The organism is Cupriavidus sp. BIC8F, assembly GCF_032465815.1.
Lineage (GTDB): Bacteria > Pseudomonadota > Gammaproteobacteria > Burkholderiales > Burkholderiaceae > Cupriavidus > Cupriavidus necator.
Map to the genome: position 1 here is coordinate 2,902,424 of NZ_CP136094.1, position 25,586 is coordinate 2,928,009.

The window sequence follows — 25,586 nt, forward strand, 5'->3', positions numbered from 1 at the left end:
CCGGAACGGCGCGGTGCCGCCCCGACACCTTCAGCATAGATCGCGGCAAGGGTCCGCGAAAGGCACTGGCACTCAGGTGTTCTACCACCCCTGCGCAAGCTGGCCGGCGTTCGCCGCGCCTGGCTTGAACGCGTTCCCTTTTTCATTCTGAAACGGGGTCCTAGTGGGCGATTGAGCGCGAGATCGCCCGCGCGCATTCCATCACCAGCGGCGCCAGCTTTTTCTGCGCCTCGGCCATGTTCCAGCGGCTGGCCGGCGGCGACACGTGCACCGCGCCGACCGCCACGCCCTGGCTGTTGACGATGGGCGCGGCCAGGCCCATGTCGCCGATGAACAGTTCCTCTTCATTGCTGGCGTAGCCCAGCCGGCGGCACGCCGCCACGCGCTCGAAGATCGCATCCACACCAGTCAGCGTCGCGGGCGTGCGCGCCACGCGTGCCGATTGCTCCAGCATCGCCAGGACCTGTTCGTCGGGCAGCGTGCTGAGGTAGGCCCGGCCGGAGCTGGTGCAGTACATCGGGATGCGCATGCCCACCGGCGTCAGCACCGGCATGTGTTTGGCGGTCATCAGCTGGGCCACGTAGACCATGTCCAGCCCGACCGGCTCGGTCAGGTTGGCGGTCTCGCCGCTGGCTGCGGCCAGCTGCGACAGGTAGGGGCTGGCCACCGGGATCAGCGCGTCGGCCGCCAGGTAGTTGTAGCCGATCTCCATCACCCGCGGCGTCAGCCGGAAGCGGCGCGTCTGCGGGTGCTTGTCGACATAGCCCAGCGCTTCCAGCGTATGGATGGTGCGCTGCGCCGAGCTCTTGTTCATGCCGGTCAGAGCGGCCAGCTCCGACAGGGTCAGCGTGCGGTGCACGCCGTTGAAGGCACGCAAGACTTCGAGGCCTTTTTCCAGCGACTGGTTGAACAGCGGATTGTCGCGGTCGGGCGCGGGTGGCGGGACGGATTTTGACGGCATAGTTGCGTCGCGGGCGAGAGGCCGGGCGGCACCATCCGCGGGATGGCTGCACCACGATGAATGAGTATTGCACCAATATACGAATGTATCGATTATCGATACGATGACGAAATGATAGCGTCGCTGGCGCAGGCTGGAAAGTGCCGCGGCGTGGAAGTGCCTGCCGGGAGAAGCGGGCCGAAGGGGATTTGAAAACGGAAGTTGTCAGTCCGCCACTTGAGGGGCGGGTGGTGCGAGGGAGGGGACTCGAACCCCTACACCATTGCTGGCGTCAGGACCTAAACCTGGTGCGTCTACCAATTTCGCCACCCTCGCGGTCCTTGCGGCGTTGCCCGGGCGGGCCGCCGCGATGCTCGCTGGCTTGCGCCGGACAGGAAAGCAAAAAAGGCGGCTGGAACTGCCCGCCTTTCATCTGTCCGCTGCTGCCGGCACTGGCCGCCGAACCGTGGTGTCGGCATGGCTCGCGCCTGCGGTGCAACGAGGCTGCGGATTGTAGCGCAAGGCGCGGGGGGAATCCAGCCCTGCCGGGCGCAGCGGTGGCGGCGGCAGCCGGCAGGGATATATTGTCGGCTTTCCAGATGCCGCACACATGCCGATGATTGCCTTCCCGACCCTGACCCCGCTGCGCTGGCGCCTGCTGTTCTGGGGCTGCGCGGCCGCGGTGCTGGCGCTTTCGCTGATGCCGCCGACGCAGCCCCTGCCGACCACCGGCTGGGACAAGTCCAACCATATGCTGGCGTTCGCGGTGCTGGGCGTGCTGGGCCGGCGCGCCTACACCGGCCGTGGCTGGGCCGTCTTGCTGGGGCTGGTGGCGTACGGCGGGCTGATCGAATTGCTGCAGGGTCAGACCGGCTACCGCGAGGCCGACTGGCTCGACCTGCTGGCCGACAGCGTCGGCCTGGCCGCGGGCATGGCGCTGGACTGGCTGGTGCGCCGCCTCAGCTCTCCTCGGCTTCGAGCGTGAACCTTGCGCCGTCGTCCTGGCCAAGCAGGCCGGTCAGCACCGGCATGGCCTGCTGCAGCGATTCCTTCAGCCGCCATGGCGGGTTGACGATGAACATGCCGCTGCCGTGCAGGCCCAGGCCGCCCTCGACCGGATGCCTGACGGTCAGGGTCACGTGCAGCCAGCTCTTGAGCGGCAGACCCTTGAGCTGCACCGGCAGCTGCACCGATTCACGCCGCTGCACCTGCGGGTACCAGACCGCATAGACGCCGGTGGCAAAGCGCTCCAGCCCGTCGCGGATGGTCTGCACGGTGCGGGCGTAGTCTTGCTTGTCCTCGTAGGAGGGGTCGACCAGCACCAGTGCGCGGCGCGGCGGCGGGGGCAGGATGGCCTTGATGCCGCCGAAGCCGTCGCCGTCGTACAGCATGACGCGGCGCCCGGCGCCGCGGAAGTTGTCGCGCAGCACCTGGATCTCGGTGCTGTGCAGCTCGAACAGCCGCAGCCGGTCGTGCTCGCGCAGCATCTGCCAGGCCAGCCAGGGTGAGCCGGGGTAGTGGCGCAGGTTGCCGTCCGGGTTGAGCGCGCGCACCTGGTCCAGGTATTCGTCCAGCATCGCCGGCAGCTGGGTGCCGCTGGCGGCGGCGCGCCACAGCGGCGCGATCCCGGTTTCGAACTCGGCCTTCTTCTGCGCGTAGGCGTGGTCCAGCGCATAGAGGCCGGCGCCGGCATGGGTGTCGATATACCAGAACGCCTTGTCCTTCTGCGCCAGGTGCTCAAGCAGTTGCACCACGACGGCGTGTTTGAGGACATCGGCATGGTTGCCGGCGTGGAAGGCGTGACGGTAGCTGAGCATGTGGAGCGGGGCGCCTGGGCGGCGCAAATCAAGGGGCAGGGCGGTGCGGTCTGCAGGAAGGCCGCTATGCTACCATCCGGCGCGAATTGCCAACCCCGCTGCCACGCCCCGGCGAATCCGCCCGGGCATTTCGCTTCCGCCGAGTTTCCTGTCCCATGCCGCGCGCACTAGAGCCCGCCGAGCCGATCCTGTCTGCCGAAGGCATCCCGTATTCGCCCCGCTACGACGACGTCTACCACAGCACCGAAGGCGGGCTGGCGCAGGCCGCCCATGTCTTCCTGGGCGGCAACGGCCTGCCGCAGGCGTGGGCCGGCCAGCGCCAGTTCGTCATCGTCGAGACCGGTTTCGGCCTGGGGCTGAATTTCCTGGCGACCTGGCAGGCGTGGCGCGACGATCCCCAGCGCTGCGCCACGCTGCATTTCGTCTCGATCGAAAAGCACCCGTTCACCCGCGAAGGGTTGGCGCAGTTGCACGCCGGGCTGGACGGGCTGCAGCCGCTGGCGCAGGCGCTGCAGGCGCAATGGCCGCTGGCGCTGCCGGGGCTGCACCGCCTGGCCTTCGACGGCGGGCGCGTGGTGCTGACGCTGGCGCTGGGCGATGTCGAACAGATGCTGCCGCGGCTGGCGGCTGGCGTGGATGCCTTCTACCTGGACGGTTTCGCGCCGGCGCGCAATGCGGAAATGTGGTCGCCGCAGGTGTTCCGCGGACTGGCGCGGCTGGCCCGGCCAGGCGCCAGGCTGGCCACGTGGGCGGCCGCGGGCTTTGTGCGGCGCGGGCTCAAGGACGTCGGTTTCGAAGTCAGCAAATTGCCCGGCTTTGGCGGCAAGTGGCACATGACCGTCGCACGCTTCCGCCCGCAATGGAAAGCGCGCCGCCACGCGCCGCCACTGGCGGCGCAATGGACCGAGCGCCATGCCATCGTGATCGGCGCCGGCCTGGCCGGCTGTGCCGTGACCGAGCGGCTGGCCGCGCGCGGCTGGCGCGTGACGCTGTTCGATGGCCACGACGGGCCGGCGCGGCAGACCTCGGCGCATCGCGCGGCGGCCATGCACGCGCACGTGTCCGCCGACGACAGCCTGCTGTCGCGGCTGTCGCGCGCCGGCAACCAGTACGCGCTGCGCGCCTGGGCGGCGCTGGCCGAGGCCGGCCATGCGGTCGGCTGGCATGGCTGCGGTGTGCTGCAGATCGGCGAAGACGAAGCCGAGGGCGAGGCCCAGCGCGCCGCGCTGGCGGCGCTGGGCTTGCCGGAAGGATTCGTGCGCTGGATGAGCGCTGAAGAGGCGGCAGCGGCCCACCATGCCGGCGTGCCGCGTGGTGGCCTGTGGTTCCCGCAAGGCGGCTGGGTGGCGCCGCCGGACATCTGCGCGGCGCAGCTGGCACGAGCGGGCGCTGCGGTGACGGCACGTTTCGGCTGCCGGGTTGCTGCAATCGCGCGCGTTGACGGGCAATGGCAGGCGGTTGGGCAGGACGGTGAGGTGCTGGCATCGGCGCCGGTGCTGGTACTGGCCAACGCACATGAGGCGCAGCAACTGCTGCCGCGGCAGCACTGGACCATGCGGCGCGTGCGCGGGCAACTGACTACGCTGGGGCCGGCACAGGTGGACGCGCTAGGCGGCTGGCCGGATTGCGTGGTGACCGGTGCCGGCTACCTGCTGCCGCGAGCCGCAGACGGCGCGGGCCGGGTCGGCTCCAGCTACGACGCCGACGAGGGCCCGCTGGTGGAGCAGCCGGCGGTCCACGCGGCCAACCTGGCGCGCCTGTCCGGTATGCTGCCGCGGCAGGCCGATGCCGTGGCCGCCATCGATCCCGCAACGCTCTCCGGCTATGTCGGCGTGCGCACGGTCACGCACAACCGGCTGCCGCTGGTCGGCCAGGTGCCTGACGAGGCCGCCGCGCTGGCGCAGGCCGCATCGCTGCGCGGCGCGCACTTGCGTGACCTCCCGCGCATGCCCGGGCTCTACGCAGCCCTTGCATATGGGTCGCGCGGCCTCACTTGGGCAGCGCTGGGCGCGGAACTGCTGGCCAGCCAGATCGAGGGCGAGCCGCTGCCGCTGGAGTCGGACCTGGCCGATGCGATGGATCCGGCACGCCTGCTGCTGCGCGCGCTGCGCCATGGGCAGGCGGGATAGCACCGCGGGTCCGGCGGGCGGTTCCGGGCCCGTTCCGGGCAAAATCTGCCGGAAGCGAATGAAAACCGTGCGATAATCCCCGTTTTCCGTTTGCGCGGAGCTTCCCGTTCGCCGGTGCGCCGCCCCGGCCGTCCTGTCGTGACGGCGCCGTGGCGGTAAAGCGGGCGGTACATGCGTAAGCGGTAGCACCTACGAACACAACTACATTTTCTGGATTGGATCTACGACCATGTCGAACGTGATTGAGAACCTCGGCAAGCTGGACCGCAAGGTGACCCTGGCCATCCCCAAGGCCGAAGTGGAGAAGGAAAAGCAGGAGCGCCTGGTTCGCCTGTCGAAGACCGTGAAGATGTCGGGCTTCCGTCCGGGCAAGGTGCCGATGAAGATGGTCGAGAAGCAGTACGGCCAGCAGGTCGAGTTCGAAGTGCGCTTCGACAAGGCCGCACGCAAGTTCTTCGACATCACCAAGGAACAGGACGTCAAGGTTGCCGGCCAGCCCAAGTTCGAGATCAAGAACGAAGGCGTGGGCGATGACGAAGTCGCCTTCGACGCCACCTTCGAGGTGTACCCGGAAGTGACCATCGGCGACCTGTCGGCTGCCGAAGTCACCCGCACCGGCACTGAAATCACCGATGCCGAAGTCGACAAGACCATCGACATCCTGCGCAAGCAGCGCGTGCACTACCACGCCCGCGGCGAAGCCGGCGAGCATGGCGACGGCGGTGCCGACGTCACCGCCCAGAACGGCGACCGCGTGACGCTGGACTTCGTCGGCAAGATCGACGGTGAAGAGTTCGCCGGCGGCAAGGCCGAGGACTTCCCGTTCGTGCTGGGTGAAGGCCGCATGCTGCCCGAGTTCGAGCAGGCCGCGCTGGGCCTGAAGGTCGGCGAAAGCAAAGCCTTCCCGCTGGCCTTCCCGGCCGACTACCACGGCAAGGAAGTGGCCGGCAAGACCGCCGAGTTCACCGTGACGCTGAAGAAGATCGAGTGGGCGCACCTGCCGGAAGTCAATGATGCCTTCGCCAAGTCGCTGGGCATCGCCGACGGCAGCGTCGACAAGATGCGCGCCGACATCCGCGAGAACCTCGAGCGCGAAGTGAAGCGCCGCACGCATTCCATGCTGAAGGACCAGGTCATGGAAGCGCTGCTGAAGGCCAGCGAGCTGGACGTGCCCAAGGCCCTGATCGAGCAGGACCAGGAGCGCCTGGTGGAAATGGCCCGCCGCGACCTGGAGCAGCGTGGCATGCCCAATGCCAAGGACATGCCGATCCCGGCCGAGATGTTCGCGCAGCAGGCCGAGCGCCGGGTCAAGCTGGGCCTGATCCTGGCCGAGATCGTCAAGGCCAACGGCCTGGAAGCCAAGGCTGACCAGATCAAGGCCGAGATCGAGGACTTCGCCAAGAGCTACGAAGACCCGAAGGAAGTCATGCGCTGGTACTACGGAGACCAGCAGCGCCTGGCTGAAATGGAAGCCTACGTGCTCGAAAACAACGTGGTAAATTTCGTGTGCGACAAGGCCAAGGTCACTGACAAGAAGGTGTCCTTCGAGGAACTCACCGCCGAAGGCAACCAGCAGCAAGCCTGAGGCCGGAAGTGACCCGCAGCCCCGCGCCACGGCGTGGGGCGGGGCAACGTCCCGAGTTACCCCGGATGGCCTTGCGATCCGACGAATCCATGGAGAACATGCATGACCCGCAATGATTTGCTTGACCGTCTCGCCACCACGCAGGCTTCGGCACTGGAAACCCAGGGCCTGGGGCTGGTGCCGATGGTCGTCGAGCAGTCCGGCCGGGGCGAGCGCGCCTATGACATCTACTCGCGCCTCCTGAAGGAGCGCGTGGTGTTCATGGTGGGCGAGGTCAATGACCAGACCGCCAACCTGGTGGTGGCCCAGCTGCTGTTCCTCGAGAGCGAGAACCCCGACAAGGACGTGTCGCTGTACATCAACTCGCCGGGCGGTTCCGTATCGGCGGGGCTGGCGATCTACGACACCATGCAGTTCATCAAGCCGGACGTGTCCACGCTGTGCATGGGCATGGCGGCGAGCATGGGCGCGTTCCTGCTGGCGGCTGGCGCCAAGGGCAAGCGTTCGGCGCTGCCCAACTCGCGCATCATGATCCACCAGCCGCTGGGCGGCGCGCGCGGCCAGGCCTCGGACATCGAGATCCAGGCGCGCGAGATCCTGTACCTGCGCGAGCGGCTCAACACCATCCTGTCCGAGGTGACGGGCCAGCCGGTCGAGAAGATTGCGCGCGACACCGATCGCGACAACTTCATGAGCGGCGACCAGGCGGTCGACTACGGCCTGATCGACAAGGTCCTCGCCCGCCGCGGCTGATGCAGCGGGCCGCCGTGGCGCAATCGGCAGCGGCGGCCGGCCAGGCTGGCAAGGGCTCAAATGGCGAAGGCTACACCGGAACGAGGCCCCGTGCCTCGTTTTTTGCTTTTGCCCCACAGCCGGGGGGAACCGCCGGTGGTGCCAATTGTTTTGGCGTATGATGCGTTGAAGCGTATCTCCGGGGAGCCTTTCGCCCCGCGGTGTGCGCACAGCAAAAGTGACTGATTCCTATGGCGGACAAAAAAGGTTCATCCAGCGAAAAGCTTCTGTACTGCTCCTTCTGCGGCAAGAGCCAGCATGAGGTCAAGAAGCTGATTGCCGGCCCGTCGGTGTTCATTTGCGACGAATGCATCGACCTGTGCAATGAGATCATTCGCGACGAGGCCACGGCATCCGAGAAAGACGCCGCTGCGGCCGCGCGCTCGGACCTCCCCACGCCCCACGAGATCCGCGAAAGCCTGGACCAGTATGTGATTGGCCAGGAACAGGCCAAGAAGATCCTGGCCGTGGCGGTCTACAACCACTACAAGCGCCTGAAGCACCTCGGCAAGAAGGACGATGTTGAGCTGTCCAAGAGCAACATCCTGCTGATCGGGCCGACCGGCTCGGGCAAGACGCTGCTCGCGCAGACGCTGGCGCGCCTGCTCAACGTGCCGTTCGTGATCGCCGACGCGACCACGCTGACCGAAGCCGGCTACGTGGGCGAGGACGTCGAGAACATCATCCAGAAGCTGCTGCAGAACTGCAACTACGAAGTCGAGAAGGCGCAGCGCGGCATCGTCTACATCGATGAGATCGACAAGATCTCGCGCAAGTCCGACAACCCGTCGATCACCCGTGACGTGTCGGGCGAGGGCGTGCAGCAGGCACTGCTCAAGCTGGTCGAAGGCACCATGGCATCGGTGCCGCCGCAGGGTGGCCGCAAGCATCCGAACCAGGACTTCCTGCAGGTGGACACGACCAACATCCTGTTCATCTGCGGCGGCGCCTTCGATGGCCTGGAGAAGGTCATTATGCAGCGCTCGGACAAGACCGGCATCGGCTTTGCCGCGCAGGTCAAGAGCAAGGATGAGCGCGACGCCAGCGAAGTGCTGCCGCAGACCGAGCCGGAAGACCTGATCAAGTTCGGCCTGATCCCCGAGCTGATCGGCCGCCTGCCGGTGGTCGCCACGCTGTCCAAGCTGGACGAGGCCGCGCTGATGCAGATCCTGGTCGAGCCCAAGAACGCGCTGGTCAAGCAATACCAGAAGCTGCTGGCAATGGAAGGTGTCGAGCTGGAAATCCGCCCGGGTGCGCTGAGCGCCATCGCCCGCAAGGCGATCCGCCGCAAGACCGGGGCCCGCGGCCTGCGTTCGATCCTGGAGCAGTCGCTGATGGATGTCATGTACGACCTGCCCAACTACAAGGGCGTGCAAAAGGTGGTGATCGATGAAAATACGATCAACGGCGATGCACCCCCGCTGCTGATGTACGAGGAGCAGCAGCCCAAGGTGGCAGGGTCCAACTGACGCGAGGGCTGCCAGGCGTGGTAAGTGATAGGGAACACACTGGCAGCTGGGCGGAAAGGCCGTTCGCGTAGAAGCGAGCGGCTTTTTTTGTTTATTTCTACCGACGAGAGGGAGGAAACGCGGGTATGCTGTTTCAGAGGGGCCAGCAAGTGCAGGGAGCGGCATCTGCCTGCCTTGATGAATCGATTGGCACGTATCTTGTAATCGATTCGGGCGGCCCAATTTACGCCTTAAATGACTGACTTGGGGAAAATGATGTCCGGAACACAACTCCTCCCGGCCGAGCCGATTCGCCTCCCACTGTTGCCGCTGCGCGACGTGGTGGTGTTTCCGCACATGGTGATCCCGCTGTTCGTGGGACGCCCGAAGTCCATCAAGGCGCTTGAGACTGCGATGGAGGCGGGCAAGAGCATCATGCTCGTGGCCCAGAAGACGGCGGCCAAGGACGAGCCGACCGCCGACGACCTGTATGAGGTCGGCTGCATCGCCAATATCCTGCAAATGCTGAAACTGCCCGACGGTACCGTGAAGGTGCTGGTCGAGGGTACCCAGCGCGCGAATATCCGCGAGGTGAGCGAGGACGAATCGCACTTCATGTGCGAAGCCGTGCCCGTGCCGCCCGCCCCTGGCGAAAGCGCCGAGACCGAGGCCCTGCGCCGCGCGATCGTGTCGCAGTTCGACCAGTACGTGAAGCTCAACAAGAAGATCCCGCCCGAGATCCTGACCTCGCTGTCGGGCATCGACGAGGCAGGCCGCCTGGCGGACACCATCGCCGCGCACCTGCCGATCAAGCTCGAGCAGAAGCAGAAGATCCTGGAGATGGTCAACGTGACCGAACGCCTGGAAAGCCTGCTGTCGCAGCTCGAGGGCGAGATCGACATCCTCCAGGTCGAAAAGCGCATCCGTGGCCGCGTCAAGCGCCAGATGGAGAAGAGCCAGCGCGAGTACTACCTGAACGAGCAGGTCAAGGCCATCCAGAAGGAACTGGGCGAAGGCGAAGAAGGCGCCGACCTGGAAGAGCTCGACAAGCGCATCAAGGCTGCGCGCATGCCGAAGGAAGCCAAGAAGAAGGCCGACGCCGAGTTCAAGAAGCTCAAGCTGATGTCGCCGATGTCGGCCGAGGCCACCGTCGTGCGCAACTACATCGACACGCTGGTGAACTTGCCGTGGCGCAAGAAGAGTAAGGTCAACAATGACCTGGCCAATGCCGAGCGCGTGCTGGAAGAGGACCACTACGGTCTTGAGAAGGTCAAGGAACGTATCCTGGAATACCTCGCAGTGCAGCAGCGCGTGGACAAGCTGAAGGCGCCGATCCTGTGCCTGGTCGGCCCCCCCGGCGTGGGCAAGACCTCGCTCGGCCAGTCGGTGGCGCGCGCGACGAACCGCAAGTTCGTGCGCATGGCGCTGGGTGGCGTGCGCGACGAGGCCGAGATCCGCGGCCACCGCCGTACCTACATCGGCTCGATGCCAGGCAAGATCCTGCAGAGCCTGTCCAAGGTCGGGGTGCGCAATCCGCTCTTCCTGCTCGACGAGATCGACAAGATGGGCGCGGACTTCCGCGGCGATCCGTCGTCAGCGCTGCTCGAGGTGCTGGACCCGGAACAGAACCACACGTTCCAGGACCACTACATCGAAGTCGACTTCGACCTGTCCGACGTGATGTTCGTGGCGACGTCGAACTCGCTGAACATCCCGCCGCCGCTGCTCGACCGCATGGAAGTGATCCGCCTGTCGGGTTACACCGAGGATGAGAAGGTCAATATCGCGCAGCGCTACCTGCTGCCCAAGCAGATCAAGAACAATGGTCTGAAGGCAGGCGAGATCGAGGTTGCCGAAAGTGCGATCCGGGACATCATCCGCTACTACACGCGTGAAGCGGGTGTGCGTTCGCTGGAGCGCGAGGTGTCCAAGATCGCCCGCAAGGTGGTCAAGCTGCTGCTGCTGAAGAAGGAGGCGGGCACGATCAAGGTCGATTCCGAGAACCTGGACAAATTCCTCGGCGTGCGCAAGTACGACTTCGGCCTGGCCGGCAAGGAAAACCAGGTGGGCCAGGTGACCGGGCTGGCGTGGACCGAGGTGGGCGGCGACCTGCTGACCATCGAGGCCGCGATCATGCCGGGCAAGGGCAACATCACGCGCACCGGTTCGCTGGGCGATGTGATGAAGGAGTCGGTGGAAGCCGCGCGTTCGGTGGTGCGTTCGCGGGCACGACGCCTGGGCATCACGGATGAGATGTTCGAGAAGCGCGACATCCACATCCACGTGCCCGAAGGCGCCACGCCCAAGGACGGCCCGTCGGCAGGCGGTGCGATGACCACCGCGCTGGTGTCGGTGCTGACAGGCATTCCGGTGCGTGCGGATGTGGCCATGACCGGCGAGATCACGCTGCGCGGCGAGGTGCTCCCGATCGGCGGCCTGAAGGAGAAGCTGCTGGCGGCCCACCGGGGCGGCATCAAGCTGGTGCTGATCCCCGAGGATAACGTCAAGGACCTGGCCGAGATCCCCGACAACGTCAAGAACGCCATCGAGATCGTGCCGGTGCGCTGGATCGACAAGGTGCTGGAACTGGCGCTCGAGCGCAAGCCCGAGCCGTTGCCGGAAGAGGATGCCAAGCCCGCCGAAGTGGCGGACAAGGGCACGGCCAAGGTTGAGCGTCTGCATCACTGACACAGCTTTTGCCGCATGAATGAAACGCCGCGGGGCAGCGATGCCCGGCGGCGTTTTTTTTTGCGCGCGCGGGTCTTGGCAAACTGAAATCACCTGTATTACACTTGCGCCCTCGCAACGCAAACCACGGCAACTGCCGCGAGGTGCGGAGCGATCAGCAAGTTGCAGGCAGCCAGCCTGTGATGGTCGAGCGGGTGCTTAGCTCAGTTGGTAGAGCGGCGCCCTTACAAGGCGTAGGTCGGGGGTTCGAGCCCCTCAGCACCCACCACTCTCCATCGCAAGGGCATGTGCATCGCCGGCAGCAAGCGCCGACACAGGAGTGGTAGTTCAGTCGGTTAGAATACCGGCCTGTCACGCCGGGGGTCGCGGGTTCGAGTCCCGTCCACTCCGCCAGTTTTAAGGAAACGCCCGCGTAGCGGGCGTTTTTCATTTTTGCGGAGTGGAGGAAGCCGCCTGCGCGGCTTCCGGCGGGAGTCGAAGGGCTGCGCTTGCAAGCGCAGCAGCGGCCCGCGGGACGTGTGCGAGTCCCGTCCACTCCGCCAGTTTTAAGGAAACGCCCGCATTAGCGGGCGTTTTCATTTGCTCCCCTATGTTTCCCACCCTCCACAAAGGGTGCGTGCCCAGCGGCTCCTGATAGAATCGTGGAGTTTGTCTTTCGTGCCAATCCACTACCCGAATCCGCATGCTTGATTTCGTACGCAACAACCGGCGCCTGATGCTCTTGCTGCTGCTGGTGCTTGTTTTCCCGTCGTTCGTGTTCTTCGGCGTGGAAAGCTATTCGCGCTTCATGGACAGCTCGCACGATGCCGCCAAGGTCGACGGCCGCGCCATCAGCGTGCAGGAAATCGACAACGTCGTGCGCGACCAGAGCGAACGCGCGCGCCAGATCCTGGGCGCCAGCTATGACCCGCGCCAGTTCGAAGGCCCGGACGCACGCAAGGCCGTGCTGGACCAGCTGATCCTGCAACGCGTGATGGCCAGTACCGTGGCGCGTGAGCACCTGACCGTGTCCGACGCCAAGCTGCTCGAGGAAATCAGCAACCTGCCGGCGATCGCGCAACTGCCGCGCACCAAGGACGGCAAGGTCGACGACAAGGCCTACCTGCAGCTGCTGCAGTCGCAGGGCATGACGCCCGAGCAGTTCGATGCCCGCATGCGCTTCGAGCTGGCCACGCAGCAGCTGGGCGCATCGGTCGCCGCGACGGCCTTCGTGCCCAAGTCGCTGCTCGATCGCCTGATCGCGGTGCGCGACCAGCAGCGCGACGTGCAGGCGCTGCTGTTCAGGCCGGCCGGCTACACCGCCAAGGTGCAGCCCGATGCGGCCGCGCTGAAGGCCTACTATGACAGCCACCAGCAGGCCTTCTCGGTGCCGGAGCAAGCCAAGGTCGAGTACCTGTTGCTGTCGGGCGAGGCCCTGGCCGCGACGCAGGCGGTCACGCCCGAAGAGCTGAAGTCCTACTACGACAGCAATATCGCGCGCTTTCGCATCGACGAGCAGCGCCGCGCCAGCCATATCCTGATCAGCGCGCCGAAGGATGCGCCGGCCGCCCAGCGCCAGGCCGCGAAGGACAAGGCCACCAAGCTGCTGGAGGACCTGCGCAAGCACCCTGACACCTTCGCCGACGTGGCGCGCAAGAACTCGCAGGACCCGGGCTCGGCCGGGAAGGGCGGCGACCTGGGCTTCATGGGCCGCGGCGCGCTGGTCAAGCCGTTCGAGGACGCCATGTACGCACTCAAGGATGGCCAGGTCAGCGACGTGGTGGAAACCGACTACGGCTATCACATCATCAAGCTGACCGGCATCAAGCCCGCCGAGACCAAGCCGCTGGAAGCCGTGCGCACGGAACTGGAAGCGGAGCTGCGCAAGCAGTTCGCCGACAAGAAGTTTGCAGAGCAGGCCGATGCCTTCGGCAATACGGTCTATGAGCAGGCAGACAGCCTCAAGGCCGCCGTCGACAAGTTCAAGCTGACCATCCAGACCGCCGACAACGTCACGCGCCAGCCGAACCCGGCGCTGGGCGCGCAGAGCCCGCTCAACAACGACAAGCTGCTCAAGGCGCTGTTCAGCGACGACGCGATCAAGAACAAGCGCAACACAGAGGCCGTCCAGGTGGCCCCGAACACGCTGGTGGCCGCGCGCATCGTCGAGTACCGCCCGGCGGCTGTACGAAAGTTCGAGGAAGTCGAAGCCAAGGTGCGCGAGGGCTATATCGCCCAGCAGGCGGCCGAACTGGCGCGCAAGGACGGTGAGGCCCGGCTTGCTGCGCTGAAGAAGGCAGACAGCGCCGACGGCTTTGGCGCGGTGCAGACCGTGTCGCGCGCGAAGGCAGAGGGCATTGCGCCGCAGGCCGTGGAAGCCGTGATGCGTGCCGATGCGGCCAAGCTGCCGGCGGTGGTCGGCGTCGACCTGGGAGCCGAAGGCTATGCGGTCTATCGCATCACCAAGGTGAGCCAGCCGGCGCAAGGCAATCCGGCCCAGCGCCAGGCGGAAGCGCAGCAGCTGTCGCAGCTGGCCGGCCAGACTGACCTGCAGGCCTTCTATGAAAGCCTGAAGGCCCGCTCCAAGGTCAAGATGCTGACGCCGGTGGGTGCCACGCAGCCGCAAGGCGCCGAGTAAGCGCCAGATCAGCCCGGCAGCATCGCTGCCAGCAAGAACCCCTGCCAGGCGGCAGGGGTTTTTTATTTATGCTTACTTCGCGCCGCTGCGCTTGAGCATCGGCTTGAGTTGCGGCCACACCGTATCGAGCAGCGCTGGCTGTGCCGCGGCGGTCGGGTGGATGCGGTCGGGCTGGAACCAGTCCTGCCGCGTGATGACCTTGTCGAGGAAGAACGGCACCAACCGCACCTTGTATTCGCCGGCCAGCTTCGGATACAGCGAGACGAACTTCTCGGTGTAGTCCTGCCCGTAGTTGGGCGGGATGCGCATGCCGATCAGCAGCACGCCCGCGCCCGCCTTCTGTGCCGTGGTGACGATGTTGCGCAGGTTGGCCTCGGTGGTCTGCAGCGGCAACCCGCGCAGCGCGTCGTTGGCGCCAAGCTCCACCACCACGATGGCCGGGCGGTGCCGCGACAGCAGCTCCGGCAGCCGCGTCTTGCCGCCGATGGTGGTCTCGCCGCTGATGCTGGCATTGACAACGCTATAATCGAAGCGCTCCTGCCGCAGGCGGTCCTGCAGCAGCGTGACCCAGCCCGCGCCGCGCGCGATGCCGTACTCGGCGGAGAGGCTGTCGCCAAGCACCAGCAGTGCCGGCGCCGCGGCGTGGGCTGGCGCCCCGGCCGATAACGTCAGTGCCATGCCGGTTGCCAGCAGCAGCCGGCGCCATTTGCCTCGGATCCCAATATCCATGTCTTCTTCCATTCTCGCTGTCGAGGCCCTCGGAAAGACCGTTGCCGACACGACCGGTTCGCTGACGATTTTGCACGACGTGACCTTTTCCGTCACGCCGGGTGAGACGCTCGCCATCGTGGGGGCGTCCGGCTCGGGCAAGTCGACGCTGCTCGGGCTGCTGGCGGGGCTGGACCTGCCCAGCACGGGCACGGTGCGGCTGCAGGGGCAGGACCTGTTCGCGCTGGATGAGGACCAGCGCGCCGCGGTGCGGGGCCGCCATGTCGGCTTTGTGTTCCAGTCGTTCCAGCTGGTCGGCCACCTGACCGCGCTGGAAAACGTGATGCTGCCGCTGGAGCTGCGCGGTGAAACGTCGCAGGTGCGCGAGCGCGCCCTGGACATGCTGCAGCGTGTGGGCCTGGGCGCGCGGCTGGGGCACTATCCGCGCACGCTGTCGGGCGGCGAGCAGCAGCGCGTGGCACTGGCGCGCGCGTTCGTGGCGCGCCCGGACATCCTGTTTGCCGACGAGCCCACCGGCAGCCTCGATACCGTCACTGGCGAAGCCGTGATCGCGCTGATGTTCGAGCTTAACCACGATGCCGGCTCCACGCTGGTGCTGGTCACGCATGACCGCTCGGTGGCGGCGCGCTGTGGCCGCATCCTGACCATCGACGCCGGCCGCGTGGCCAGCGATGAATGGATGGGCGCGGAGGTCTAGCTGGCGGCGCCCGCCTTCAGCACCGCGCGGGCGCGCTCGATCAGCGACGTGGTGGAGGCATCGTGCTGGCCAACGGTATTGCCGGTCAGCTCGGCTTCGATCGGACGGGCCAGGATCTTGCCCAGCTCAACGCCCCACTGGTCGAAGGAATTGATCTTCCAGACCACGCCCTGCACGAAGGTGCGGTGCTCATACAGCGCAATCAGCGCACCCAGCACGTGTGGCGTCAGGTTTTCCATCAGCAGCGTGTTGCTGGGGCGGTTGCCCTCGAACACCATATGGGCGATGCGGACTTCGTCCTTCAGGCCGGCGGCACGCAGCTCATCGGCGGTACGCCCGCGCATCAGCGCCTCGGCCTGCGCGAAGCAGTTGGCCAGCAGCTTGGCGTGATGGCCTGCCAGCCGGCGCGGCGGCACCAGCGGCGCGACAAAGTCCACCGGCACCACCTGCGAACCCTGATGGATCTGCTGGAAGTAGGCATGCTGCCCGTTGGTGCCGGCCGTGCCCCACACCACCGGCGAGGTATGCGTGCGCACGCGCTGCCCGTCAAGCTGCACTGACTTGCCGTTGCTCTCCATCTCCAGTTGCTGCAGGAAGGCGGGAAACAGCTCCAGCGAGGTGGAGTAGGGCGCCATGCAGCTGGTCGGCAAATGCCAGAAATTGCGGTACCAGATGCCCAGCATGCCCAGGATCACCGGCATGTTGCTCTCCAGCGGCGCGGTGCGGAAGTGCTCGTCCATGGCGCGCGCGCCGGCCAGCAGGTCGGCGAAGGCATTGAAACCTACCGCCAGCGTGATCGACAGGCCGACCGACGACCACAGCGAGAAGCGTCCGCCGATCCAGTCCCAGAACTCGAACATATTGGCCGGGTCGATGCCGAACTTGCGCACTGCTTCGGTATTGGTCGAGACTGCGACGAAATGCTTGGCAAGGTCATGCTCGGCCACGCCGTTGGCGACAAACCAGGCGCGCGCGCTGCGCGCGTTGGCCATGGTTTCCAGCGTGGTGAAGGTCTTGGAGCAGACGATCACCAGCGTCCGTTGCGGGTCGAGCCGCACCAGCGTTTCGGCCAGGTCGGTGCCGTCGACATTGGAGACAAAGTGCATGCGCGGACCGGTCTGGCCGTCCGCGTCGGACAGGTGCGACAGCGCGCGGCACACCATGCGCGGACCTAGGTCGGAGCCGCCGATGCCGATATTGATGACATCGGTGATGCGCTCGCCGGTGGCACCCTTCCAGGCGCCGCTGCGCACGCGCTCCGAGAAATCGCGCATGCGTACCAGCACCCGCTGGATCGCCGGCATGACCTGCTCGCCGTCGACCTTGTAGCCGGCGCCGGCGGTCGCGCGCAGCGCTACGTGCAGGGCCGCGCGGTCTTCAGTCGTATTGATATGCTCGCCCGCAAACATCGCGTCGCGGCGTCTGGTCACGCCGGCCTCGGCTGCCAGCTGCACCAGCAGGCGCATGGTTTCGGGCGTGATCCGGTTCTTCGAGTAGTCGAGATAGAGCCCGGCGGCTTCCAGCGAGAATTGCGCGACACGTTGCGCGCCTTCGCCGTCGAACCACTCGCGCATCTGAGCGTCGCGAAGGGTGTCATGGTGCCGCAGCAGGGCGTTCCAGGCGTGAAGGTCGGTGGGCATGCGGGACTAGGAATTTTGCAGGGGCGCGAGTGCGCGCGGCGGCGCAGACTCGCAAAGTATATCGCCTGCGCCGCGGCACTTTTACCCCTCGGCGTAAGCAACCGTTAACACTTGCAACATAGCAGCATGTGTGCCCGCTAAGTATCGGACATTGTCTGACGTCGCCGGCCAGCGAGCCGGCCCGCGACAGCGCGCAGCACCGGTTCGCCGCCCGCCACGCACAAGCCGCCCAGGCAGATGATGCCGATGCCAGCTGCGGTGGTCCAGTCGGGCAGTTGGCCGAAGGCCAGGTAGCCGATCACGGTGGCGGACACGATCTGCAGGTACAGGAAGGGGCTCAGGAACGAGGCATCCGCGTACTGGAAGGCCCGGATGACGAAATAGTGGCCCAGGGACCCGGTGATCCCTGCAGAGAGCAACAGCGCACATTGCATCGGCGTGGGCCACGCGCTGAACCAGAAGAAGGGCACGATCAGCGTGGTCAGGCAGGCGCCGGTGACACCGCTCTGGATCAGCGTGGTCATGGGCGCGTCATGCGCGGCGATGCGGCGCGTCAGCATCTGCATCAGCGCGAACACCAGCGCCGACACCAGGCCCAGGCCGACACCGAGCGGACTGAGCTGGCCACCCGGGCGCACCACCACCAGCATGCCGGCAAAGCCGACCACCACACCGGTCCAGCGCATCCAGCGGGCATGGCGCCCGGGGCGCTCGCCCAGCAGCCACGGCGACAGCGCCACCACGAACAGGGGCGCGCAGAAATTCAGTGCCGTGGCCTGCGCCAGCGGCATCAGCATCAGCACGCTGAAGAACACCAGCGTCGAGACCAGCATCAGCCCGCCCCGCAGCCACTGCAGTCCAGGCTTTGCCGGCCGCCACTGGCGCCGCCAGCCGGCGGGGCCGAGCAGCAGGAAGATCGCGACCACATGGCCGACATAGCGCACCCATGCCACGGCCACCAGCGGCAGTCCTTGCTGCGTCAGGGTCTTGCTGGTGGCATCGAGCAGGCTGAGGATCCATTGTCCGATGACCAGCAGCGCGATGCCGGTGAGCAGGTGGCGGCGGTCGGCGGGATCGCGCAGCAGCGCGCCGCGCGTCATGCGCGGGTCCCGGCCAGCAACTGGTTGAACACGGTGCGCGCCGGCGCGTACAGCTCGCTTGCGGTGACGCCGGCCGGCCCGGTGCCCTGGGCGACGAGGGCATCGGCGGCACGGCCGTGGATCCACACCGCCGCCTGGGCCGCGGCCAGCGGCGCCATGCCCTGTGCGAGCAGCGCGCCCAGCATGCCGGCCAGCACGTCGCCGGTGCCGGCACTGGCAAGTGCCGCATTGCCGGTCGGGTTGAGCGAGCATGGGCTGCCGTCAGGTGCCGCAATCACGGTGCCCGATCCCTTCAGCACGACTACGGCCTGCCATTGCGCAGCCAGTGCGGCGGCGGCAGCGGGCCGGTCGCGCTGCACATCGGCGACGGGCACGCCCATCAGCCGGGCGGCTTCGAGCGGGTGCGGTGTCATCACGCAAGCCGCGCCGCTGGCGGCCAGTGCCCCGGCCAGCGCCGGATCGGCCGCCAGCAGGTTCAAGGCATCGGCATCCAGCACAAGCGGCAACCGCGCGGCTTGCAGCAGCCGCGCAAACTGCTTGTGTGCGTTGGCATCCGTGCCCATGCCCGGACCGATCACCAGTGCCGACATCGCAGCGAGGGCCAGTGCGTCCACGGCATGCAGCATCAGCTCCGGATGCAGCGGATCGAACCGTGGTGCGGGCTGCGCCAGGAAGCCGATATGCACCTTGCCCGCGCCGAGGAACTGCGCGGCCCTGGCGCCCAGCAGCGGCGCGCCGGTCATGCCCAGGTTGCCGCCGATGACAGCCAGCGAGCCATGCGTGCCCTTGTTGCTGGCGTGGTGGCGGCGCGGCAGCGCGGCACTGAACAGCGCCGGGCCGTTCACCAGGCAATGGGGCGTTTCGTCCGGCGGATAGCCGAGTCCGATCGGCGCGATATCGACCTCGCCGGCGCAGTCGCGCCCGTCCAGCGTCAGCAGCCCGGGCTTGGCGGCGATAAAGGTCAGCGTGCGCTGCGCGCGCACGGCCGGCGCGCCCGCGCCGGTGTCGGCGAACAGTCCGCTGGGGATGTCCAGCGCAAACACCGGCAGCGCGCTGCGGTTGATTTGTCCGATCCACCACGCCATGGTGCCGCCGGCGGGGCGGTTCAGGCCGATGCCGAGCAGGCCGTCGACAATCGCAGCGGTGCCGGCGGGCCAGTCCGCGTCAGGCGAGGCCGCCATGCCCGCGACCACGCTGACCGGGACGCCGGCTGCATGCGCTTGCTGCCATGCCGTCGCGGCGTCGGCGGGCAGGTGCTGCGGGTCCGCCGTCAGCCATACCTGCACGGCACGGCCGGCGCTGTGCAATTGCGTCGCGGCCACCAGCGCATCGCCGCCATTGTTGCCGGGACCCGCCAGGAACAGCAGCGGGCCGGCGGGTGCGTGGCAGGCCAGCCAGCGCGCGGCCGCGGCGCCGGCGCGCGACATCAGCGTAAAGGCGGGCAGTTGCGTGAAGGCGGCGTTCTCGATGCGGCGGACGGCGGCGACGTCATACAGCGGAACCGGTGCGGATGCGGCGGCATCGAGTGCAAGCCAGCCGTCGCCGCTTGCGGGCGAGGTGGCGGAAGAGGCAGAGGGTGTCATGTCTGGTTATCTGGCGGGCCCCAAGCCGTATCGGTCGGGCAGCAGGCCCTCCATGTCGATGTCGGGGCCGCCATGGGGGCCGGCGCTGGCGGCGATCTGGTCAGCCGCAATCTTGCCCGATCCGCAGCTCATCGCCCAGCCCGTCGAGCCATGGCCGAGATTGAGGAACAGGCCGGGCACGGCCGTAGGGCCGATCAGCGGCGGCCCGTCCGGCAGCATCGGCCGCGCACCCACCCATTGCGTGGCTTCCTGGTAGTTGCCGGCCACCGGGAACCAGTCGCGCGCGACCTTGACCAGGGTGTTCAGCGCGGCCGGCCGCAGATCAAGCTTGCGTGAGCCCAGCTCGGCCGTGCCCGCCACGCGCAGGCGGTTGCCCATGCGCGTGATCGCGACCTTGTAGGACTCATCCATCAGCGCGCCCAGCGGCGCCTGCAGTTCGTCGCGGACCATCACCGTCACCGAGTAGCCCTTGACCGGATACAGGGGTACGCGCAGGCCCAGCGGGCGCAGCAGCGCGGTGCTGTCGGCGCCGGCCGCGACCAGCACGCGGTCGGCACTCAGCACCTGGCCAAGGCGCTTCTGGTCGGCGTGCGACAGCTCGACCTGCAGCTTGCCTGCGTTGTCGGGCCTGACACGCGCCACCTGGGTGTCGAAGCGAAACGATACGCCTGCGGCCTCGGCATGCCGGTGCAGCGCGCGCACGAACATCGGGCAGTTGCCGGACTCATCCTCCGGCAGGTGCAGCCCCCCAGCCAGCGGCGTATCGGCCGCCAGGCCCGGTTCGATCCGGCGGCATTCCTGCGCGCTGACCAGCCGGTGCGGCACGTTGTTCTCGCGCAGCAGGGCCACGGCGGGCGCGGCCAGGTCGAGGTCGCGCGCGGTGCGGAACAGCTGCAGGTAGCCTTGCGACTGCTCGTAGTCGATCTCCAGCTCGCTGCGCAGCCGGTGCAGGCACGCGCGGCTGTAGAACGCCAGCCGCTGCATGCGCAGCTTGTTGGCGCGGTAGCGCTCCAGCCGGCATTCGCGCAGCCAGCGCGCGATCCAGCGCCACATGGCGGGGTCGGCGGAAGGGCGGAACAGGACCGGCGCCTCGCGCGCAAAGAGTGTGCGCAGGATCTTGCCGGGCATGCCCGGCGCGGCCCATGGCGTGACGTAGCCGGGCGCGATCACGCCGGCATTGCCGAAGCTGGCTTCCTGCGCCGGCGCGGCGCGGCGTTCGAGCACGGTCACGTCGAAACCGGCCTGCCGCAGGTACCAGGCGGAACTGACGCCGATCGCGCCGGCGCCGATGACGATCACATGCATCGGACTGAAAACCTCCACATTGCCGCACCGGCGGGAAAGGGCAGGGCCGGGCGGGGCCGGCCAATGCTATTTGACTTCCTGCTGCATGACAATGTCCGGCAGCCAGGTCACCACGCCGGGCCAGATCGTGATGATGGCGATGGCCACCACCATCATCATGAAGAAGGGCAGCGAGACCCGCGCTATGAAGTTGCTGTCCTTGCCGGTCATGCTCTGCAGCACGAACAGGTTGAAGCCCACCGGCGGCGTCACTTCGGCGATCTCCACCAGCAGCACGATGAAGATGCCGAACCAGACCAGGTCGAAGCCGGCCGCCTGCACCATCGGCAGCACGGTCGCCGTGGTCAGCGCGATCATCGAGATGCCGTCCAGCGCCGTGCCCAGCACAATGTAGATCACCGTCAGCACGGCGATCAGCGCCCACGGCGACAGGTGCATCGCTGCCACCCATTCCGCCAGCGCGCGCGGGATGCCGGTAAAGCTCATGGTCACCGACAGGAACGAGGTGGCGCCCAGCACGAACATGATCATCGCGGTCAGCCGCGTGGCCGACATCAGGCTGTCCCAAAACGCCGCGCGCGTCAGCGAGCCGCCCGCCCATGCCAGTGCCAGCGAGGCCACCACGCCGTAGGCCGCGGCTTCTGTCGCGGTGGCATAGCCGGTGACCATGACCCAGGTGATAAAGGCGATCAGCACCATGCACGGCAGCAGCTGGCGGACCGATTCCAGCCGCGCGCGCCAGCCAAAGCGCTCCGGCGCCGGGGTCTTGTCCGGGTTGGCCAGCGCCCAGGCCACGATATAGCCGGAGAACAGCAGCATCAGCAGCAGCCCTGGCAAAAAGCCGGCCAGAAACACGCGGATGATCGACACATCCGCCGAAACCGCATACACCACCATGGTGATCGATGGCGGGATCAGGATGCCGAGCGTGCCCGCGCACGACAGCGAGCCGAGCGTGGTGCGCTCGTCGTAGCCGCGCCGCGTGAGTTCCGGTAGCGCCGACTTGGCGATGGTGGCGCAGGTGGCCGCCGACGACCCCGACACCGAGCCAAAGATGCCGCAGCCCAGGATATTGACGTGCATCAGCCGTCCCGGCAGCCAGTTCAGCCAGGGCGAGAGCCCGTTGAACATCTGCTCGGACAGCCTGGTGCGGAACAGGATCTCGCCCATCCAGACAAAGAGGGGCAGCGATGCCAGCGTGTATGAGGCGCTCGACGACCACCATGCGTTGGCCAGGCTGACCAGCGCCTCGCGGTCCGAAAACACCACCAGCCCGACCCATGAGGTGACCGCAATGGCCACGGGGATCCACGCGCCGATTGCCAGGAAGACGATCATCACCAGCAGCAGGATCAGTGCAACGACGACTGTGCTCATCAGACCGTCTCCCCGAAATCGCCGGTGGCGAGCTTTTCTTCCTGGGCCACCTGGTAGCGCGGCTTCTGTCCGCGAGCCACGCGCAGCCATTCATCGCCGACCGCCAGCAGGAAGCCGATGCAGCCAAGCACCGCGAAGCTCTGCGGCATCCACAGCGGAATCACGATCTGGCCCTGCGAGACGTCGCCGATGTCCCAGCTCTGCCAGGCGAAGGAGCCCAGCGCCCACGCCGCATAGGCGGCAAACACCAGGCAGATGGTGAGCGAGACCAGCTCCAGCACCCAGCGCCGGCGCGGGCCCACGGCCCCCAGCAGCATCTCGACGCGCACGATGCCGCCATGCTGGAAGGTCTGGCCAAGGATCAGGAAGGCGGACGCCGCGCACAGCCAGGCGACGATGTCATCGCCACCCTTGAAGATCACCGAGGTCTCCCGCGACAGCGACATCAGAATCATAATCACGCAGACGGCGAGGATGCACAGCGCACCGAGTATGGCAAAGAGGTCAAGCAGGCGGTCGAGCCAGCGCTTGGAGGAGGGGGCAGTTGGCATGATGGACGGCGTCAGGGAGGGAGGGGGCTCCCCGCCATGCCAGCCTGCGCGGCAAGGGCGGGGGGGCATGTAGGCGGGCAGGCCCGCAGCCTACTTGCGGTAGGCGTCCAAAATGGCCTTGCCGTCCTCGCCCGCGCCCTTGGCCCAGTCATCCACCATGGTCTGGCCGACCTTCTGCATGTCGGATTTGAGCTGCAGCGAAGGCGGCTGCACCGTCATGCCGTTGCGCAACAAGGTTGCCAGGTACTCCTTGGTCTTCTGCTCCGATACCTGCCAGCCGCGCTTCTCGGCATCGGCGACGGCCTTGAGCAGGGCGTCCTGGGTCGGCTTGTCCAGCGCCGCGAACGCTTTCTTGCTGACCACCAGCATGTTCTTGGGCAGCCAGGCGTCCACCGTGTAGAAGTACTTCACGCTCTCCCACACCTTGGTGTCGACGCCGGTGGCGCCCGACGACATGAAGGAGTTGACCGTGCCCGTGGCCAGCGCCTGCGCCAGGTCGGCAGCCTGGATGGTCACCGGCTGGGCGCTGACCAGCTCGGCGATGCGCGAGGTGGCCGGGTTGTACGCGCGCCATTTCAGGCCCTTCATGTCCCCGGCCGAATTGATCGGCTTGTTGGCATAGATGCCCTGCGGCGGCCATGCCACCGCATACAGCAGCTTCATGCCCTGCTTGTCGAGCACCTTCTCTGTGACCGGGCGCGAGGCCTGCCACAGCTTGTAGGCATCCCCATAGCTGGTGGCGAGGAATGGCACGGCATCGACACCGAACACCGGGTTCTCGTTGGCCAGCAAGGACATCAGGATCTCGCCCATCTGCACCTGGCCGGTCTGCACGCCGCGCTTGATCTCGTTGGCCTTGAGCAGCGACCCATTGGGATGCAGCACGATCTTGAGCTTGCCGCCGGTGGCCTTGTCCACGTCGTTGGCCATCTGCTGCAGGTTCTCGGTGTGCAGGTTGCTGACCGGATAGCCGGTCGGCAGGTCCCACTTGGTATCCGCCTGTGCCGCCACGGCGGCCAGCATCAGGCCGGCCGCAACGATTGCCTTGACTCGCATCTCGATCTCTCCTGGTGTGCGCGCGGGGGCGCGGTGGTACTGCTGGTTGCGTACTACCTGGTGCCGGTCGCGCCCGCGTTGGCGGGCACGTCGGCGCAAGATCGTCGGCGCGGCGGCAGGCTCAGTCGTCGCGCTGTGAAGGTTGCGCGATGCATTCCAACGCAAGGGCCGTGCCCAGCAGGTCGGCATCGCGCATCGGGCCGTGCGACAGCATCAGGCCCACGGGCAGTTCGTCCGGCGCGTGGCAGGGCATCGAGATCGAGCAGCCATCAAGGAAATTGAAGGCCGAGGTATTGCGCAGCAGCAGGGCATTGACGCGGAAGAACTGCGCATCATCGGTGCGCAGCGGCGCAATCTCGGGCGCGACCATCGGCACGGTCGGGCAGACCACGGCGTCGAAGCGGGCCAGGCGCGCTTCCATGCGGGCGATCCAGTCCAGCCGGGCGCGGCCCAGCTCGATGTAGTCGGCGGCGCTGATATTGGCGCCGCGGTCGATGCGCGAGGCCACGCGCGGGTCGTACAGCTCGCGCCGGGTGGCCAGCAGGTGGCGGTGGATGGCAAAGGCTTCGGCCGAGCTGAAGCCGCCCTGGGCGTTCAGGCCCGCCAGTTCGCCGAGCTCGGGCAGGTCGACATGCTCCAGTTGCACGCCGGCGGCCGACAGCCGGCCCAGCGCGCGGTCAAAGGCGCGCGCCACCACGGGGTCCAGGTCGTCCAGCAGGACCTGGCGCGGGATCGCCAGCCGCGTGGCGGCGGGGTTGGTCACGCGCGGGATCACTGCGCTGTCGGCGATCACGCTGTCCATGGCAATGCAGTCGCTGACCGTGCGCGCCATCGCGCAGGCGGTATCCAGCGTGTACGACAGCGGAAAGGCCCCGGTCAGCGGCACGCGCCGCGTGGTGGGCTTGAAGCCGGTGATGCCGCACAGCGCGGCGGGGATGCGGATGGAACCGCCGGTGTCGCTGCCAAGCGCCGCGACCGCCAGTCCCAGCGCCACCGAAACGGCCGCACCCGACGACGAGCCGCCCGGGATTCGTGCCACGCCATCTGTGCCGGCCGGATTGACCGGCGTGCCGTAGTGGGGATTGATGCCCACGCCCGAAAACGCGAACTCCGTCATGTTGGTGCGCCCGACCAGAGCGGCCCCTGCCGCGCGCAGGCGGGCGACCACGGTGGCGTCCGCCGTGGCCGGCGCGGCATCCTTGCGCACCAGCGAGGCCGCGCTGGTGACTTCGCCGGCCATGTCGTACAGGTCCTTGACCGAAACCGGCAGCCCGGCCAGCGGATGCAGCGCTTTGCCGGCGCGGCCGGCGGCATCGGCTGCGCGCGCGACCTGGGCCGCGGCCTCGAAGGTGCTGTGCAGGAACACGGCCTCGGCAGCCGGCGTGGCGGCAAGCGCGGCCGCCTGCTCGATGATCTGCGCACGGCTGGTGGCGCCGTCGCGCAGGCGGGTGTTCAGGGTGTCGAGGTCGGGAAGCATGGATGGCATGGGGTCTGCAAACGGGGTGCGAGGGCGGGGCGGGCACCGCCATGGT

The 25,586-nt window shown here is 67.2% G+C and carries 19 protein-coding genes and 3 tRNA genes; 10 read left to right on the top strand and 12 right to left on the bottom strand.

Annotated features, from left to right (window positions below; all coding sequences use genetic code 11):
* Positions 1-160: 160 nt before the first annotated feature.
* Positions 161-961 (bottom strand): IclR family transcriptional regulator, encoded by an 801-nt coding sequence (locus RS901_RS13535; protein ID WP_316149273.1) that lies wholly within the window; start codon positions 959-961, stop codon positions 161-163.
* A gap of 228 nt (positions 962-1,189) precedes the next feature.
* Positions 1,190-1,276 (bottom strand) — tRNA-Leu (locus tag RS901_RS13540).
* Positions 1,277-1,550: 274 nt separating this feature from the next.
* On the opposite strand from RS901_RS13540, the gene RS901_RS13545 reads away from it, so the two are divergent.
* Positions 1,551-1,925: a VanZ family protein gene (locus RS901_RS13545; protein ID WP_013956497.1), complete on the top strand. Its 375-nt coding sequence runs from the start codon at positions 1,551-1,553 to the stop codon at positions 1,923-1,925.
* Here the strand turns inward: RS901_RS13545 and RS901_RS13550 are convergent.
* On the bottom strand, positions 1,900-2,757 hold the full coding sequence (locus tag RS901_RS13550; protein WP_316149274.1) for a 23S rRNA (adenine(2030)-N(6))-methyltransferase RlmJ: 858 nt from the start codon (positions 2,755-2,757) through the stop codon (positions 1,900-1,902). The genes RS901_RS13545 and RS901_RS13550 overlap by 26 nt on opposite strands.
* Positions 2,758-2,912: 155 nt before the next feature.
* On the opposite strand from RS901_RS13550, the gene mnmC reads away from it, so the two are divergent.
* From mnmC to RS901_RS13590, 8 genes are all read left to right on the top strand, one after another.
* Positions 2,913-4,886: a bifunctional tRNA (5-methylaminomethyl-2-thiouridine)(34)-methyltransferase MnmD/FAD-dependent 5-carboxymethylaminomethyl-2-thiouridine(34) oxidoreductase MnmC gene (gene mnmC / locus RS901_RS13555; protein ID WP_316149275.1), complete on the top strand. Its 1,974-nt coding sequence runs from the start codon at positions 2,913-2,915 to the stop codon at positions 4,884-4,886.
* Between the two features lie 229 nt (positions 4,887-5,115).
* Positions 5,116-6,471 carry a trigger factor gene (gene tig, locus RS901_RS13560; protein ID WP_316149276.1) on the top strand — a complete coding sequence of 452 codons (1,356 nt, stop codon included), beginning with the start codon at positions 5,116-5,118 and terminating at the stop codon, positions 6,469-6,471.
* 102 nt (positions 6,472-6,573) lie between these two features.
* Positions 6,574-7,224 (top strand): ATP-dependent Clp endopeptidase proteolytic subunit ClpP, encoded by a 651-nt coding sequence (gene clpP, locus RS901_RS13565; RefSeq protein ID WP_011615108.1) that lies wholly within the window; start codon positions 6,574-6,576, stop codon positions 7,222-7,224.
* Between the two features lie 230 nt (positions 7,225-7,454).
* A complete protein-coding gene (gene clpX, locus RS901_RS13570) occupies positions 7,455-8,732 on the top strand; it encodes an ATP-dependent Clp protease ATP-binding subunit ClpX (protein ID WP_013956501.1) in 1,278 nt (425 codons plus the stop codon).
* A gap of 255 nt (positions 8,733-8,987) precedes the next feature.
* Positions 8,988-11,399 (top strand): endopeptidase La, encoded by a 2,412-nt coding sequence (gene lon, locus RS901_RS13575; RefSeq protein WP_316153498.1) that lies wholly within the window; start codon positions 8,988-8,990, stop codon positions 11,397-11,399.
* Positions 11,400-11,591: 192 nt separating this feature from the next.
* Positions 11,592-11,667, top strand: a tRNA-Val gene (locus RS901_RS13580).
* Between the two features lie 48 nt (positions 11,668-11,715).
* Positions 11,716-11,792 (top strand) — tRNA-Asp (locus RS901_RS13585).
* A 289-nt stretch (positions 11,793-12,081) separates the two neighbouring features.
* Complete coding sequence (locus RS901_RS13590) at positions 12,082-14,016, top strand: SurA N-terminal domain-containing protein (RefSeq protein ID WP_316149278.1); 1,935 nt, start codon at positions 12,082-12,084, stop codon at positions 14,014-14,016.
* 72 nt (positions 14,017-14,088) lie between these two features.
* On the opposite strand, the gene RS901_RS13595 is transcribed toward RS901_RS13590, so the two are convergent.
* Positions 14,089-14,745 carry an arylesterase gene (locus RS901_RS13595; RefSeq protein ID WP_316149279.1) on the bottom strand — a complete coding sequence of 219 codons (657 nt, stop codon included), beginning with the start codon at positions 14,743-14,745 and terminating at the stop codon, positions 14,089-14,091.
* Between RS901_RS13595 and RS901_RS13600 the strand changes: the two genes are divergently transcribed.
* Positions 14,744-15,442 (top strand): ABC transporter ATP-binding protein, encoded by a 699-nt coding sequence (locus RS901_RS13600; RefSeq protein ID WP_316149280.1) that lies wholly within the window; start codon positions 14,744-14,746, stop codon positions 15,440-15,442. The genes RS901_RS13595 and RS901_RS13600 overlap by 2 nt on opposite strands.
* Here the strand turns inward: RS901_RS13600 and pgi are convergent.
* The 8 genes from pgi to RS901_RS13640 form a co-directional block, all read right to left on the bottom strand.
* Entirely contained in the window at positions 15,439-17,082 is a 1,644-nt protein-coding gene (gene pgi / locus RS901_RS13605) for a glucose-6-phosphate isomerase (RefSeq protein ID WP_316149282.1), read from the bottom strand. The two genes, RS901_RS13600 and pgi, sit on opposite strands and share 4 nt — an antisense overlap.
* Positions 17,083-17,219: 137 nt before the next feature.
* The gene (locus RS901_RS13610; RefSeq protein WP_316149283.1) at positions 17,220-18,182 is read right to left on the bottom strand and encodes a DMT family transporter; all 963 of its coding nucleotides are present in this window, start codon (positions 18,180-18,182) and stop codon (positions 17,220-17,222) included.
* The gene (locus tag RS901_RS13615) at positions 18,179-19,765 is read right to left on the bottom strand and encodes an NAD(P)H-hydrate dehydratase (protein WP_316149284.1); all 1,587 of its coding nucleotides are present in this window, start codon (positions 19,763-19,765) and stop codon (positions 18,179-18,181) included. The genes RS901_RS13610 and RS901_RS13615 overlap by 4 nt, the downstream gene beginning before the upstream one ends.
* Positions 19,766-19,771: 6 nt before the next feature.
* On the bottom strand, positions 19,772-21,070 hold the full coding sequence (locus RS901_RS13620; RefSeq protein ID WP_316149285.1) for a D-amino acid dehydrogenase: 1,299 nt from the start codon (positions 21,068-21,070) through the stop codon (positions 19,772-19,774).
* A gap of 66 nt (positions 21,071-21,136) precedes the next feature.
* Complete coding sequence (locus RS901_RS13625; RefSeq protein WP_316149287.1) at positions 21,137-22,447, bottom strand: TRAP transporter large permease subunit; 1,311 nt, start codon at positions 22,445-22,447, stop codon at positions 21,137-21,139.
* On the bottom strand, positions 22,447-22,998 hold the full coding sequence (locus RS901_RS13630) for a TRAP transporter small permease (RefSeq protein WP_316149289.1): 552 nt from the start codon (positions 22,996-22,998) through the stop codon (positions 22,447-22,449). The genes RS901_RS13625 and RS901_RS13630 overlap by 1 nt, the downstream gene beginning before the upstream one ends.
* A gap of 90 nt (positions 22,999-23,088) precedes the next feature.
* Positions 23,089-24,054, bottom strand: a complete 966-nt coding sequence (locus tag RS901_RS13635; protein WP_316149290.1) for a TRAP transporter substrate-binding protein — start codon at positions 24,052-24,054, stop codon at positions 23,089-23,091.
* 121 nt (positions 24,055-24,175) lie between these two features.
* Positions 24,176-25,540: an amidase gene (locus tag RS901_RS13640; protein WP_316149291.1), complete on the bottom strand. Its 1,365-nt coding sequence runs from the start codon at positions 25,538-25,540 to the stop codon at positions 24,176-24,178.
* Positions 25,541-25,586: the final 46 nt, after the last annotated feature.

Excerpts from the sequence above, each read along its gene's own strand:
- RS901_RS13630 (WP_316149289.1), bottom strand. The coding sequence starts at position 22,998 with ATGCCAACTGCCCCCTCCTCCAAGCGCTGGCTCGACCGCCTGCTTGAC.
- RS901_RS13615 (WP_316149284.1), bottom strand. The coding sequence starts at position 19,765 with ATGACACCCTCTGCCTCTTCCGCCACCTCGCCCGCAAGCGGCGACGGC.
- clpP (WP_011615108.1), top strand. The coding sequence starts at position 6,574 with ATGACCCGCAATGATTTGCTTGACCGTCTCGCCACCACGCAGGCTTCG.
- mnmC (WP_316149275.1), top strand. The coding sequence starts at position 2,913 with ATGCCGCGCGCACTAGAGCCCGCCGAGCCGATCCTGTCTGCCGAAGGC.
- RS901_RS13640 (WP_316149291.1), bottom strand. The coding sequence starts at position 25,540 with ATGCCATCCATGCTTCCCGACCTCGACACCCTGAACACCCGCCTGCGC.
- pgi (WP_316149282.1), bottom strand. The coding sequence starts at position 17,082 with ATGCCCACCGACCTTCACGCCTGGAACGCCCTGCTGCGGCACCATGAC.
- clpX (WP_013956501.1), top strand. The coding sequence starts at position 7,455 with ATGGCGGACAAAAAAGGTTCATCCAGCGAAAAGCTTCTGTACTGCTCC.
- RS901_RS13620 (WP_316149285.1), bottom strand. The coding sequence starts at position 21,070 with ATGCATGTGATCGTCATCGGCGCCGGCGCGATCGGCGTCAGTTCCGCC.
- RS901_RS13545 (WP_013956497.1), top strand. The coding sequence starts at position 1,551 with ATGCCGATGATTGCCTTCCCGACCCTGACCCCGCTGCGCTGGCGCCTG.
- RS901_RS13625 (WP_316149287.1), bottom strand. The coding sequence starts at position 22,447 with ATGAGCACAGTCGTCGTTGCACTGATCCTGCTGCTGGTGATGATCGTC.
- RS901_RS13550 (WP_316149274.1), bottom strand. The coding sequence starts at position 2,757 with ATGCTCAGCTACCGTCACGCCTTCCACGCCGGCAACCATGCCGATGTC.
- RS901_RS13535 (WP_316149273.1), bottom strand. The coding sequence starts at position 961 with ATGCCGTCAAAATCCGTCCCGCCACCCGCGCCCGACCGCGACAATCCG.
- RS901_RS13635 (WP_316149290.1), bottom strand. The coding sequence starts at position 24,054 with ATGCGAGTCAAGGCAATCGTTGCGGCCGGCCTGATGCTGGCCGCCGTG.
- lon (WP_316153498.1), top strand. The coding sequence starts at position 8,988 with ATGTCCGGAACACAACTCCTCCCGGCCGAGCCGATTCGCCTCCCACTG.
- RS901_RS13610 (WP_316149283.1), bottom strand. The coding sequence starts at position 18,182 with ATGACGCGCGGCGCGCTGCTGCGCGATCCCGCCGACCGCCGCCACCTG.
- RS901_RS13600 (WP_316149280.1), top strand. The coding sequence starts at position 14,744 with ATGTCTTCTTCCATTCTCGCTGTCGAGGCCCTCGGAAAGACCGTTGCC.
- RS901_RS13595 (WP_316149279.1), bottom strand. The coding sequence starts at position 14,745 with ATGGATATTGGGATCCGAGGCAAATGGCGCCGGCTGCTGCTGGCAACC.
- tig (WP_316149276.1), top strand. The coding sequence starts at position 5,116 with ATGTCGAACGTGATTGAGAACCTCGGCAAGCTGGACCGCAAGGTGACC.
- RS901_RS13590 (WP_316149278.1), top strand. The coding sequence starts at position 12,082 with ATGCTTGATTTCGTACGCAACAACCGGCGCCTGATGCTCTTGCTGCTG.